At 45.7% G+C, this 13,930-nt stretch carries 13 protein-coding genes; 7 read left to right on the forward strand and 6 right to left on the reverse strand.

Annotated features, from left to right (window positions below; translation table 11 throughout):
- Positions 1–31 precede the first annotated feature (31 nt).
- From ACHUFM_RS14740 to ACHUFM_RS14760, 5 genes are all read left to right on the forward strand, one after another.
- Positions 32–655 carry an SPOR domain-containing protein gene (locus ACHUFM_RS14740; protein WP_394183108.1) on the forward strand — a complete coding sequence of 208 codons (624 nt, stop codon included), beginning with the start codon at positions 32–34 and terminating at the stop codon, positions 653–655.
- 108 nt (positions 656–763) lie between these two features.
- On the forward strand, positions 764–1,315 hold the full coding sequence (hslV, locus tag ACHUFM_RS14745; RefSeq protein ID WP_063333609.1) for an ATP-dependent protease subunit HslV: 552 nt from the start codon (positions 764–766) through the stop codon (positions 1,313–1,315).
- A 43-nt stretch (positions 1,316–1,358) separates the two neighbouring features.
- Complete coding sequence (gene hslU / locus ACHUFM_RS14750; RefSeq protein WP_394183129.1) at positions 1,359–2,684, forward strand: ATP-dependent protease ATPase subunit HslU; 1,326 nt, start codon at positions 1,359–1,361, stop codon at positions 2,682–2,684.
- Positions 2,685–2,748: 64 nt separating this feature from the next.
- Entirely contained in the window at positions 2,749–3,126 is a 378-nt protein-coding gene (locus ACHUFM_RS14755; protein ID WP_394183109.1) for a gamma-butyrobetaine hydroxylase family protein, read from the forward strand.
- Positions 3,127–3,156: 30 nt separating this feature from the next.
- Positions 3,157–3,780, forward strand: coding sequence for a ubiquinone biosynthesis accessory factor UbiJ (locus ACHUFM_RS14760; RefSeq protein ID WP_394183111.1), 624 nt, complete (start codon positions 3,157–3,159; stop codon positions 3,778–3,780).
- Here the strand turns inward: ACHUFM_RS14760 and ACHUFM_RS14765 are convergent.
- From ACHUFM_RS14765 to ilvA, 4 genes are all read right to left on the reverse strand, one after another.
- Entirely contained in the window at positions 3,777–4,637 is an 861-nt protein-coding gene (locus tag ACHUFM_RS14765; protein WP_394183112.1) for a DMT family transporter, read from the reverse strand. The two genes, ACHUFM_RS14760 and ACHUFM_RS14765, sit on opposite strands and share 4 nt — an antisense overlap.
- Before the next feature lie 108 nt (positions 4,638–4,745).
- Positions 4,746–5,711, reverse strand: coding sequence for an asparaginase domain-containing protein (locus tag ACHUFM_RS14770; RefSeq protein WP_394183114.1), 966 nt, complete (start codon positions 5,709–5,711; stop codon positions 4,746–4,748).
- Positions 5,712–5,839: 128 nt separating this feature from the next.
- Entirely contained in the window at positions 5,840–7,573 is a 1,734-nt protein-coding gene (gene argS / locus ACHUFM_RS14775) for an arginine--tRNA ligase (RefSeq protein WP_394183116.1), read from the reverse strand.
- 129 nt (positions 7,574–7,702) lie between these two features.
- Entirely contained in the window at positions 7,703–9,208 is a 1,506-nt protein-coding gene (gene ilvA / locus ACHUFM_RS14780; protein ID WP_394183117.1) for a threonine ammonia-lyase, biosynthetic, read from the reverse strand.
- A gap of 280 nt (positions 9,209–9,488) precedes the next feature.
- Between ilvA and rpiA the strand changes: the two genes are divergently transcribed.
- Positions 9,489–10,163 (forward strand): ribose-5-phosphate isomerase RpiA, encoded by a 675-nt coding sequence (rpiA, locus tag ACHUFM_RS14785; RefSeq protein WP_063333602.1) that lies wholly within the window; start codon positions 9,489–9,491, stop codon positions 10,161–10,163.
- 54 nt (positions 10,164–10,217) lie between these two features.
- On the opposite strand, the gene ACHUFM_RS14790 is transcribed toward rpiA, so the two are convergent.
- Positions 10,218–11,186, reverse strand: coding sequence for a zinc transporter ZntB (locus tag ACHUFM_RS14790; protein WP_394183119.1), 969 nt, complete (start codon positions 11,184–11,186; stop codon positions 10,218–10,220).
- 148 nt (positions 11,187–11,334) lie between these two features.
- Here ACHUFM_RS14790 and ACHUFM_RS14795 point away from each other — a divergent pair, with 148 nt between their 5' ends.
- A complete protein-coding gene (locus tag ACHUFM_RS14795; protein WP_394183121.1) occupies positions 11,335–12,294 on the forward strand; it encodes a class 1 fructose-bisphosphatase in 960 nt (319 codons plus the stop codon).
- A gap of 85 nt (positions 12,295–12,379) precedes the next feature.
- Here the strand turns inward: ACHUFM_RS14795 and ACHUFM_RS14800 are convergent, their stop codons facing one another.
- The gene (locus ACHUFM_RS14800; RefSeq protein WP_394183122.1) at positions 12,380–12,796 is read right to left on the reverse strand and encodes a hypothetical protein; all 417 of its coding nucleotides are present in this window, start codon (positions 12,794–12,796) and stop codon (positions 12,380–12,382) included.
- Between the last annotated feature and the right edge of the window lie 1,134 nt (positions 12,797–13,930).

The raw sequence follows: 13,930 nt of genomic DNA on the forward strand, positions 1-13,930 counted from the left end.
GCCCCATTTTTGAGTAAACCAACAACACACTATGTTTAAGCCAATTTACATTGCTAGCAAAGGGAGTCGCCCGAAAAAAGGCGCAACTCGTCGTACACCGCCACCTGTAGCAAAACGCAAAACCGCTTGGTGGTTATGGTTGCTCATTCCAGCCATCTTGCTGGCCTTCATTTACGGTTTAATGCAACTTAGCCAAATTGCCCCAGAAGCCGCAAAAGCAAGTGCAGCGAAACCATCAAAGCCCGCGCCACAACCGAAAACCGTCGAAAAAGCCAAACCCGTCAAGAAACCTGCGGAGCAAACCACTGCGAAAAAAGACAACTTTGAGTTCTATCAAATTCTGCAAGACAGCGAAGTTGATACGAGTCATGTGGATGCTTATCAATCTACGCCGCGCGGTGAACAAGATTTTTATTACATGTTACAAGCGGCCTCCTTTCGAAGTTCTGACGATGCAGATCGCCTACGCGCCAAACTCATTTTATCGGGACTAGTAGAAGCCAGCATTCGAAAAACCATAGGCAAAGATGGCCGACCTTGGTATCGCGTGATACTTGGCCCTTATATTTCTCGCTCGAAAATGAATCGCGCCGAGGACAAGCTGGTCTCTATGGACATCTCCTCTTTTTCATACAAAGTAAAGAAAGAGCCTTAATTCTCTTGATAAAAGTGCACAGTATGGACGACGCCATTCCGTGCACGTTCACCGCTTGAAATCTCATCGCTTGCCCCCACCTTGTTAGAATCGAAACTGGAGTAAAGCATGACAACGATTCTAACTGTACGCAAAGGCAACCAAGTCGTCGTAGGTGGCGATGGACAAGTATCTCTTGGCAACACTGTGATGAAAGGCAACGCTCGCAAAGTACGTCGCTTATACCATGGTGAAGTCATTGCTGGTTTTGCCGGTGGCACGGCGGATGCCTTCACCCTATTCGAACGTTTTGAAGGCCAACTAGAGAAGCACCAAGGTCATCTCGTTCGTGCGGCCGTTGATCTAGCAAAAGACTGGCGCTCAGATCGCGCCTTACGCAAGCTTGAAGCTATGCTCATTGTTGCCAATAAAGAAAGCACCCTCATCATAACTGGGACCGGTGATGTGGTAGAACCTCAGCACGGCGCTTTAGCAATAGGCTCTGGCGGTAACTATGCTGAAGCCGCTGCCCGAGCATTGATCGACAATACGGACCTTACAGCCAAAGAGATTGTGGAAAAAAGCCTTAACATCGCGGCGGATATTTGTGTGTTCACAAACCACAGTCTAACCATTGAAGAGATTGTCGTTGAAGGCAAGCTGGAAGATCAATCCGCTTAATTGATTCACGACGTCAAACAGACCCATTAAAAGAGACCAAATGATGAGCAGTATGACCCCAAGAGAGACGGTTAACGCCCTAGACAATCACATTATTGGCCAACAAAAAGCCAAACGCGCCGTCGCCATCGCACTTCGTAACCGTTGGCGTCGAATGCAATTACCAGAAGACATGCGCGCAGAAATCACGCCTAAAAACATCCTAATGATTGGGCCGACGGGTGTCGGTAAAACTGAAATCGCCCGTCGTCTAGCGAAACTGTCGAATGCGCCTTTCATTAAAATTGAAGCCACCAAGTTCACCGAAGTCGGTTATGTTGGTCGAGATGTGGAATCCATCATCCGCGACCTCGTAGAAATGGCCATCAAAATGCTGCGCGAGCAAGAAACTGAAAAGTTACGCCACAAAGCAGAAGACGCGGCCGAAGATCGAATCCTTGATGCATTGCTACCACCAGCTCGAGGTGGTGATCCAGAGTTGAACAATGAGAACACCACACGCCAAATCTTCCGTAAAAAGCTACGTGAAGGCCAATTAGACGACAAAGAGATCGATATTGATGTCGCTGATGCGCCCGTTGGCGTGGAAATCATGACACCACCTGGCATGGAAGAAATGACCAGCCAATTGCAGAACATGTTTTCAAGTTTCGGTTCTAATAAAACAAAGAAGCGCAAGTTAAAAGTCAAAGACGCCTTACGCCAAGTGCGCGATGAAGAAGCCGGAAAGCTGGTCAATGAAGACGAACTAAAAGCCCGTGCTGTTGAAGCGGTTGAGCAAAACGGTATCGTCTTTTTAGATGAAATCGATAAAGTCGCCAAAAGCTCAGAACGCACCAGCGGTGAAGTGTCTCGTGAAGGGGTCCAACGTGATTTATTGCCTTTGGTAGAAGGTTGTACCGTCAATACCAAGTACGGCATGATCAAAACAGATCATATTTTGTTTATTGCTTCAGGGGCGTTCCACTTAACTAAGCCGTCAGATCTGATTCCTGAGCTACAAGGTCGTTTACCGATTCGGGTTGAGCTAGATGCCTTGACCGTTGAAGACTTCAAACGCATTTTAGTTGAACCAAGCGCGTCTCTGACTAAACAATACGTGGCCTTAGCGAAAACGGAAAACATCAATCTGAACTTTACCGACGAAGGCATTACTCGCATTGCCGAGATTGCTTGCCAAGTGAATGAAACCGTTGAAAACATTGGTGCTCGTCGCCTTCACACTGTGTTAGAGCGTTTACTTGAAGAGGTATCTTACTCAGCTTGCGATATGCCAGAAGGTCAGCAAATTGACATCACAGCCGCTTATGTGGATGAACAGCTAGGTGAAGTCGCCAAAGACGAAGATCTAAGCCAATACATCCTGTAGGCTTAGTGCTAAATTAGTGCGAACCACTTCTTAGTGGTTCGCCTTTTTATTTAGAGTAAACATCATGCTCACACCAACCAAAATTCATTACCACAAACAGTCCCGTGAACTTGAGCTGGCCTTTTCTGATGGTCAAAGCTTTCAATTGAGTGCCGAATTTTTACGAGTGCATTCTCCTTCTGCTGAAGTTCGAGGTCATGGGGCACAAATGCCCATTCTCCAATACGGTAAAAAGGACATATTCATACAGAACATTGAAGGCGCAGGGAATTACGCGTTAAAGATCACCTTTGACGATGGCCATGACTCTGGCCTCTATACTTGGGAATACTTACATAATTTGGGAAAAAACCACGATCAGTTATGGCAAATGTACTTAACTCGCCTTGAAAAAGAAGGGAAGACGCGGGACACTTCCGTGATTCAAATTCATCAACACTAAACAGCACTCTCAAATTTAGGAAAACCTGTTATGAGCTCACTCAGCTTGTCTGCCATTAGCGCGATTGAACATGGTATTAACCTTGCTCTTCAGCAAGATACACCTTCTCAGCAAAGGCTAAGCAAGCTCGCAGGGCAACAGGTCATCCTGTATGTGGAAGATTTTTCACTCATTCTACAGGTACATATCCTTGAACAAGGCGTGATGTTACACAAGCCTGATCATCTAGAAGACATCGAACTCGACCCTAAATTAGATACGTTAGTACAAGGGCCAAGCTCAGCCTATCGTAAACTGCTCGAAGGCGATGGCTTCTTTGATGGCGATCTACGCATTCAGGGTAATGCGCAAGCACTGATGACCTTGCATAAAGTGATGGAAAACTTCGAACTGGATTGGGAAGGCTTATTAGCAGATCACATTGGTGATTTACCCGCCGCCACTCTGGCACGTTTACTACGAGTTCAGTGGTCGTGGAGTAAAGAACTTGCCACCCAAGCACGCATCCAACTGGTACAACATTTACAGTCTGATAGTCAATTACTACCAAGCAAGATCGAAGTCGATGCCTTTGTGGATCAACTGGAAAATTTTGGCACTCAGTTAGATCGCTTTGAAGCGAAGCTCAGACTGCGTGAAAACAAACGTCGTTAAGCCTTTAGCCGGCTAAAATAAACCCCACCTATAGTGATAACAAAGCCGATTATTTGCACCATTGTCATGGTCTCAGCGAATAAGAAATAACTCTCTACGGCAGCGAGAGGTGGCGCTAACAGTAACAGCATAGCGACTTGCGATGCATGGATTTTCCTTAGCAACCAAACCATTAAAAACACACCGCCACCCGACAACACCACCGCCCCCCAAAACAACAATAAATACGATGGCCATTGAGCAACAAACACGTGTTCACCTAACATCCACACAAAACCAAACGCCACCGCACCAGCGGCTAAGTTCTGAATGCCCATGGAAACAATGATGTCAGAGGAAGCAATCGACATTTTCTGATAGATGGCACCGAGGGATAAAGCCAAAATGGCTCCAACAGCAAGGCAAAGCGTCAACAGAGTGACGCCACCGTGACTCATGTCCAACTCCAATGCGGGAGAAATCACCAACAACAAGCCAATGATGCCAATCAGCATACCGAACATGCTTAAAAAAGACGTCTTTTCTTTAATCAACAGGAAGGCTAACAAGGTCACCAACACGGGCTGTAAAGCGCCAATCAATGCCATGACACCTGCCGGCAACCCTTTAGCAATGGCAACATAGGCAAGACCAAGGTACAAACCACTCATTAATACCCCAGCCAATATTTGCTGAGGTAGCTCTTGTCGTGATGGAAAAGTTCGACGCTGCCAAAGCGCCAAGGCAAAAAACAACAAAGCCGCCAATAAGAAACGAATGCCCAAATAAATGTTGGGGTCCATCAGGCCAACAATCAGCTTACCGGTAATGAAACCGGTGGACCAAATTAACACTAAGAGCACATAAAGAATGACCATATAATTCCTTTTATTAATCGCTGCCTGCGCTTAAATGAAGATTAAGGAAGATACGAATAACAAGCTTTTATCCACATACTGAGGCAAGAGGACTTGTTCGTACCTTCCTTAAAACTCGGCTTTTATCTCTGCAGTGTTCAAACCCAACCCGATCAAAAAATGCAACTTAGCGAAAGCCGCTTCATAAGTCATCGCTTGCCCTGAGATCACACCTGCGTTCACCAAGGCTGACCCGGCCGCATAGGCACCAGCTACCACACTGCCCGCTCCACATTGACTGACATTAACAATGACAACCCCTCGCTCACTGGCTTGCTGCAATACCGATAAAAGTTCAGCGTCTTTATCGGGCGCATTGCCCGCACCATAGCTCAACAGCACAGCACCTTGCACGGATTCATTTAATAAATCGCGCCAATGCTCCGCTTGCACACCCGGAAAAACAGGTAATAAGGTCACCACTCCAGACGCCATCTCAGGAATACGAATCACGCAGGGAACATCATCGGCTTGACCTTCTCGCCAACGCCAATCAATGCCTAAAATGCCTCGCTCAGCCCGATTGGGAGAAGAAAAAGCCAGCCAGTCACTAGTATGCGATTTATGAGCACAATCCCCCTCAATCAAACGACCAGCAAAGAATAAGAACACACCTCTGGAAACGGATTCACAAGCAGAAATCGCCCCTAACACATTGTTCATGGCATCGGTTCGCGCTTTATACATGGGCACTTGTGAGCCTGTTACGATTATTGGCTTAGCACTTTGCTCAAACATAAAGCTCAGCGCGGCGGCGGTATACGCCATGGTATCTGTGCCATGAAGCACAATGAAGGCATCAAATTCATGCCATTTACTTTGAATGTCTAACGCAATGGTCTGCCAGTCTTTTGGCGTGGCATTAGAGGAGTCAATCAACTCAGCATAACTTTGTATTACAAAATCGTGTGGCAGCTCATCTGAGGCGTTTAGGTGCTCACTTAAATGGTCAGCAAAGGCCGCATCAGGGATCAAGCCTTGTGATGATGGCACCATACCAATCGTACCACCGGTATAAGCTATGTATATTTTCATCTCGTTCCTCTTTTCACCCTTATATCGACACAGCGCATTTCAATACAGTGATAAAAAAGGCGCGAATCCTAACGAACTGCGCCTTTTATCTAAACCTACCCAACCGCTCACTGAATAAGCGGTATGGACTACATTCTTTCTAGGGTTTCAATACCCAACAATGATAGACCAAGTTGTAATGTTGACGCTGTATTCAACGCCAACTGTAGACGGCTATTTTTAACGTCTTCTTCAGCGTTTAGGATTGGACAAGCTTCATAGAAGGTCATGAAGGTTCCTGCCAATTCGTACAGATACGCGCATAAGAAGTGAGGCATACCATCGTTCGCAACCTGCTGAATGGCTTCTTCAAACTGACACAACTTCATGGCCAACGCACGCTCTTGGCTTGCTTCAACTTGAATTTCACCCGTTAAAGATGCAACGTCCATCTCAGAACGTTTCACAATGCTGGCAACACGAGAGTAAGCGTACAACAAATAGGGCGCAGTATTGCCCTCGAAACTCAACATAGTGTCCCAGTTAAACACATAATCACTGGTACGGTTTTTCGATAAATCCGCGTATTTAACCGAGGCAATTCCAACCACTCGACTAATGTTACGAAGTTCTTCTTCACTCATATCAGGGTTCTTAGAAGACACTAACTGATAAGCGCGTTCTTGTGCTTCTTCTAGCAATGAAGACAGTTTCGCAACGCCACCAGAGCGTGTTTTGAACGGCTTGCCATCACTGCCCATTACCGTACCAAACGGCATATGCTCCAACTGAGTTTCTGGTTTTACGAAGCCGGCTTTACGAGACAAGGTAAAGATCTGCTGGAAATGCAACGATTGACGCGCATCGACGAAATACAACACACGACTGGCTTCTAATGTGTGTTGACGGAAACGCACTGCGGCTAAATCCGTCGTGGAATACAAAAAGCCACCACCGGTCTTTTGCACAATAATCGGGGTGATTTCCCCTTCTTTATTAGCAAACTCTTCTAAAAAGACACATTGTGCGCCTTGGTCTTCTTTCAATAAACCTTGCTCTTGCAGCTCATTGACTACATTTTGCAAATCATCATTGTAAGCACTTTCAGGCATGACATGTTGACGCTCTAAAGACACACCCAACATTTTGTAGGTTTCTTCACAGTGCGTCAGAGAAATGTCGATAAACTCATCCCATAAGGCTAAGCAGTCTTTATCACCGGATTGCAAAGCCACAACCAATTCACGAGCACGATTGGCAAAGGCTTCATCTTCATCAAAACAGCCTTTAGCCGCTCGATAAAAGGTCTCAAGATCCGACAACGCCATACTAATCTCAGCGCTTTCAGAACGTAAGCGTTCCATATAAGCCAATAGCATACCGAATTGCGTTCCCCAATCACCTACGTGGTTCTGACGAACAACTCGGTGCCCTAAAAACTCTAAGGTACGGACAACCGCATCACCAATAACGGTAGAACGTAGATGCCCTACGTGCATTTCTTTTGCTAGGTTTGGAGAAGAATAATCTACCACGACGGTTTCAGGTGCTGCCACACTTGGCACATCTAGGCGCTCACTTTGGCGCAGAGCCATAAGTTCTTTGCCCAACCAAGCATTCTTCAAGAAGATATTGATAAAACCAGGGCCTGCGATTTCGACTTTTTCCGCGATGTCGGATAAATCCAACCCATCGACGACTTTCTGCGCCAATTCGCGAGGGTTCATCTTAAGGCTTTTTGCCACACCCATAATGCCATTGGCTTGGTAATCACCAAACTGAACCTTAGCGGATTGACGAGTCAGTGCTGGAGCTGTTTCTGGTGCACCAGCCGCAACCATAGCGGCTTGAATACGTTGATTTAGAAGCGTTTGAATATTCACAAGGAAACCTTTAAACAGTTAACATGCCGTTAGGCTGGCATATCAAAATCACAAACCCTCCTCTTGCCTAGCAAGCGGAGGGTTTAAATAAGAAAATTAATGACCTAATAATAACCGATTTACCGCCGTTTAGCGAAAGAACAGCTGACATGCCAAGTTATTATTTTCATCCTGATAAGGATAACCTAGCTCATCTAAATAATGCGTCACATCCGTTTCTTCGCCAACCGCCTGTAAGCCAACCAACACGCGACCATAGGCGTCACCATGATTACGATAATGAAACATAGAAATATTCCACTGACCACCTAAGGTGTTGAGGAATTTCAACAAGGCACCAGGACGTTCAGGGAACTCAAAACTGTATAGCAACTCCCCTTTTTGACTGCGTAGGTGGCCACCAATCATATGACGCACATGCACCTTAGTAGTTTCATCATCAGTTAAATCAATGATTTCGTAATCTTTTAGATCGTCCAACAGTTCTTTACGGCTATGGGGGCTTCCGCCCAATGCCACACCAACAAAAATCACCGCTTGCTGATCATCACCATAGCGGTAGTTAAACTCGGTGATATTTCGACCAACTAACGCTTGGCAGAAATCCTTAAAGCTACCGGGAGACTCAGGAATCTTCACAGCAATGATAGCTTCACGTTTTTCACCCAGTTCTGCACGTTCTGACACATGGCGTAGGCGGTCAAAATTCACGTTGGCACCACTGTTAATCGCAATCAGGGTCTGACCTTTGGCGCCTTCACGCTCAATGTACTTCTTCAATCCCGCCAAAGCACAAGCACCAGCTGGCTCGGTAATGGCTCGAGTATCATCATAAATGTCTTTTATCGCAGCACACATTTCATCCGTTGTGACTGTGATCACGTCATCAACCGTGTCTTTGGCAATGGCAAAGGTGTTATGACCAATTTCAGCGACCGCAACCCCCTCAGCGAAAATGCCCACTTGAGCAAGACGAGTTGGTTCACCTTTTTCCATTGCCACTTTTAAACAAGCCGCATCTTCAGGTTCCACACCAATGATTTTGATATCAGGACGTAGGTACTTAACATAAGCCGCGACGCCAGCAATCAAGCCACCACCACCTACCGGTATGAAAATCGCATCAATATTGCCTTCATGCTGATGTAAAATTTCCATACCAATCGTGCCTTGTCCAGCGATGGTATCGACATCGTCAAAAGGGTGAACATAAGTTTGTCCCGTTTGTGCCATGATCTCTTTTGATTTAGCAGAAGCCTCATCAAAAGCATCACCAAACAGCACCACTTCCGCACCATGGTTACGCACGGCGCTGACCTTCACTTCCGGTGTCGTTGCTGGCATTACAATGGTGGCTTGCACACCCAATTTTTTCGCCGCCAATGCCAAACCCTGTGCATGATTTCCGGCTGATGCGGCAATCACCCCATTGGCCCTTTCAGCATCGGTGAGCTGACAAATTTTGTTGTATGCCCCACGAATTTTGAACGAGAAAACGGGTTGCAGGTCTTCTCGCTTCAAAATAATCTCGTTGCCCAATCGATTCGATAATTGATTGGCTCGAGACAGTGGTGTTTCTACGGCAACGTCGTATACGCGTGCCTGTAGAATCTTTTTGATCATGGTATGAGGCATAATGTTTCCTAGGAAAATAACATTCGTCAGAACAAGACCGGCGCTCAACAGCATTGAGAAAACCAAGTCTAAAAATAGAACATCGAAATATACCTGTTCGGCTTAACTCACGTAAAGGCGAAAGCCCCTGAATCTGCAAAATAGCCAGCATAAATCCCAGTTGTTTTGGCTAACATTCATTTAGAGAAGGGAATATAATAATGACACCAACAGAGGAAGCTTACCAAAAGAGTAAGCTCTAACTACTTTCTCATTCAACGATAATAAAGGGCACTCCCTCATGACCCAAGATGAGTTAAAACAAGCTGTCGCGGAAGCGGCCGTTAACTACATTCTACCGTTACTAGAAGACGACACCATTGTCGGCGTTGGCACAGGCTCAACGGCTAACCTTTTCATTGATGAGTTGGCCAAACACAAGAGCAAGTTTGATGGCACCGTAGCCAGCTCTGATGCTTCAGCCCAACGCCTGAAAGATCATGGCATTCCTGTTTACGATTTAAATGGTGTCGATCAGATTCGTGTTTACATCGATGGCGCCGATGAATCCGATCATCATCTACACCTTATCAAAGGTGGTGGTGCCGCTTTGACCCGTGAAAAAATCGTGGTGGCTTGCAGTGATGAGTTTGTTTGTATTGCTGACGAGTCAAAATTGGTCAAAGTGTTGGGAGATTTCCCCTTACCCGTTGAAGTCATCCCCATGGCACGCAGTCATGTGGCTCGCCAACTAGTAAAACTGGGGGGCGATCCAGTCTACCGTGAAGGTGTGGTGACGGATAATGGCAACCACATTCTGGACGTCTACAATCTTAAGATTATTGACCCAATTAAGCTTGAAGCTCAGATTAATGCGATTGTTGGAGTCGTCACCAACGGGCTGTTCGCTAATCGATCTGCTGACGTGTTATTACTGGCAACACAAGACGGTGTGAAAACACTGAAAAACGACTAGAGAACCTCAAATGAGCCACTTAAATCACCTTTCTAAAAGTGGCTCATCTTACTCTTAAAACCAGCGACTTTTTCGCATCAACCAAAACTGTCCGACCCCCATCACCACTAAAACCGCACAAAACAGCCCAAAAGCCTGATTATTATCGGTGCCAGGCATCCCCGCGATATTGATACCAAACAACCCAGTTAAAAAACCCAAGGGCAAGAAAATTCCAGACAAAATCGACAACACATACATACGAGCATTCATTTTTTCAGCTTGTAAATTGACAAACTCTTCCTGCATTAACTGGCAACGCTCCCTTAATGATTCAAGCCCCTCAACATAACGAACAATGTCGTTCACGGCTTCTTGAACTTGCGTGATTTGCCGACTCGTCAGCCAACTAGACGTATCTTGAGCCAAGGCTTGAACAGCGTCTTTTTGAGGCACCAAAAATCGACGTAAACGAATGGTTTCAAGTCGACGTTGAACCAATAATTCTCTTTGTCCCTGCTCGATGCCTTCGCCAATTCGTTCTTCTAAATCAGACAACTCTTCTTCTAAATTGACGATGACACTCGACATTCGTCCCGTTAATGTGACGGTCAAGGTGGCCAAAATATCAGCACTATCTGTAGGACCTTCACCTTGCGCCAAGCTATTTACCACATCTTCAACGGATAACAATTTTCGACGTCGACTGGATACGATAAAGTGTGGCGTCACCCATAAACGTAACGACACCATATCCGATGGATCAGAACCTGGGTTTAAATTCACACCACGAAGAATCACTAAGGTGCCACGGCCCATTTTAACCATTCGAGGACGTGTCTCTTCAGCGAATAATGCCTCGACAACCTCATCAGCAACCCCTTCAACACTGGCCAACCAGTCTCGACTCGAGTCTTCCGAAGCATCCACATGAATCCAACGACAACCTGCTTCAGGAATTCTCTTTGGCAAATCCGTCTCGGCCAAATGGTCTGCGCCGCCTTGACCATCTAACGCCACGTGATGCACAACAAATTCAGACATAACCCCTCCTCCATCAATGGCTTGTAGATTAACGGAAAAAGTCCCGCTGCCCTATTTATTTTCACTTCAACGAGCTAGCTCAGCTGACACTCTCTGCTGAGAGTGGCATAATTTCATCACCCTCAAAATAATAAGGAAAAGCTTGATCATGCAAAACCTAGCACACGTTTTGGCATCCAGCTCGACACCAACATCACTTCAAACTGTTTTAAGCGTTACGACCAACACTTGTATTGATATTTGCAATGCTCTTCACAAAGGCTCTCTTGCAGGTATTCTTGGAGTGGCGGGAAACGAAAACGTGCAAGGAGAGGAGCAAAAGAAACTCGATATCATCTCAAACGACATGCTTAAAACGGCATTGTTAGCCTGCCCTGCTGTTCGAGCAGTCGCATCAGAAGAAGAAGATGACATTGTCCCCGCGAATACTACGGGTGAATACTTAATCGCCTTCGACCCACTAGATGGCTCATCTAACATAGACATCAACGCCATGGTAGGCACCATTTTCTCTATCTACCATGACACTGGTAGTAAGCCAGCAACTGAACAAGGCTTCTTAAAACCCGGTTCTGAGCAAGTGGCTGCAGGTTATGTGCTGTATGGACCTTCTTGTATGTTGGTACTAACAACAGGTAATGGCGTCCAGATGTTCACGCTTGACCCAGAAAACAATGACTTTGTTCTAACCCAAGATCAAGTAACGGTTGCAGCTGAAACACAAGAGTTTGCCATTAACCTATCTAATCAACGTTTTTGGTCTGCCGCGATGCAAAATTATGTTAACGACTTGATTGCAGGTAGTACCGGCACCCGTAAAAAAGATTTCAATATGCGCTGGGTCGCGGCGATGGTTGGTGATGTACATCGTATTCTATGTCGAGGCGGCATCTTCATTTACCCTTGGGACAGCAAGTCACCTAATCGAGCAGGCAAATTGCGTTTGATGTATGAAGCCAACCCAATGGCCATGTTAATTGAACAATCAGGTGGTAAAGCGCATACCCACAGTCAACGCATTTTAGACATCCAGCCTGAAGGTATTCATCAAAGAGTGGCGGTGATTCTTGGCGCGGCAAATGAAGTGGATAAGTGCCTAAGTTATTAACACATAAAATACAAACCACGGAAGACAAATAAAATGTGGATAAAACGGAGCGACTGCTCCGTTTTTTTATGCTCCGAATAGCGCACTATAATGGAATGACTTCGCTCACTTCAGGTGATCCATACTGCACACCAAATTCAACTAAGGCTTTGAAACCGACATGAGTCACCATGTTATAGGAATAATTTCTGGGAACTAATAACCAATCACCAGCTTGGTATTCAACCCCATTAAATGTCGCTTTCCCATCGATCAATAGCCTAAACGTAGGTTCATCGTGAGTATGTTTTAAAGCCTGTGTCTCCGCTGCTACCGACACCAACATACTGTGTTTAAAGCAACTTTTATCAACTGGAATATCCTTTCTAATCAATAATTCATCTTCATTATGGGGTTGCAAAAAATCGCCCCACTGCAAATCAATATTACTAATAATCCCAGTAATAGATTCTGGATTAATGAAGGTTGAAAAGTCCGCCTGCATCGTCACATCACTGCTCATTTTACTCTCCTGTAATTTGAGTGTTTCCATATGGTGAAATATCAGCATAGAGTGAAGAGAGCCTCCCTGCAAATTAGGCATGCACGAATTCATCTAAATCAACCGGCTCAAATTATAAAAATTTGGAGGATACATCTTTCTTTTCAACAAAATAAAATTCGAATCTACTGACGACGACAGTGACGCAAGGCGTCGCTGTTTGGGATCGTGAGTCTTCTACTTCTAGCAAGTTGATCTATCGCTACTTTGTTATTCAGTTTGTTTTTTGATCGGAATAAAATAAATTTAACGAAAGAGAGGCGCTTATTAAAGCGCCGAAACACCCTTCTAGGGACGGCATGTCCCCTGAAGACATAAGACGTAGAAAAACCCTAATGCATGCCACCTTGGCATTGGAGTCGTGCTGACGCGTTGAACTTGCGAAACAGGCGCAAGCGAAGGCAATGGTAAGATGGCATTTCCTGCAGACAAAAGAAGTTACTATTACCATCGGCGATGGTATCTCAGGGGTCAGATCCCAAGCAGCGTAAGCCGCTTACGACGGCAGTGACGCAAGGAGTTGCTGTTTGGGAAAGAACAAAACGGGCTAGGCTAACAAAATAACCGAGTCTTGCAGTTAATGTGATTGGATAGAGGTTGCTGGGCTAACCCCATCCCTTACCCTTGAAGACATAAGGGGAAGGAACAAGATACTTGGTTTGTCGACAAAACATCATATCGGATAGCTTGAGCCCATCTGACTTATGCATGTGACTAGATGAGCAAGACCCCAAGCAGCGTAAGCCGCTGACGACGGCAGTGACGCAAGGCGTCGCTGGTTGGGATCGTGTTGTGTGGGGCTGGTTTTAGAATACTGAGGATATTAGAGACGACCTCACAGATCTAAAGCTTCGCTTTATCCCCTACGGGCATCCTTCGGATGTCTTCCACTAGCCCCTTCGGTGCATCGTGTAATCACATGTATCCAGAAGTAGTGAGGAGATAAGTGACGCGGTTCGCATTTTAATTCAGGCAATAAAAAACCCCGCCCTGCTTCGCAGGACGAGGTTCTTTTCATTTTAAAGCTTGACGACGACCTACTCTCACATGGGATCCCCCACACTACCATCGGCGATGGCGCTTTTCACTTCTGAG

Origin of the sequence: Marinomonas posidonica (assembly GCF_043643765.1) — a bacterium.
Taxonomy (GTDB): Bacteria; Pseudomonadota; Gammaproteobacteria; order Pseudomonadales; family Marinomonadaceae; genus Marinomonas; species Marinomonas posidonica_A.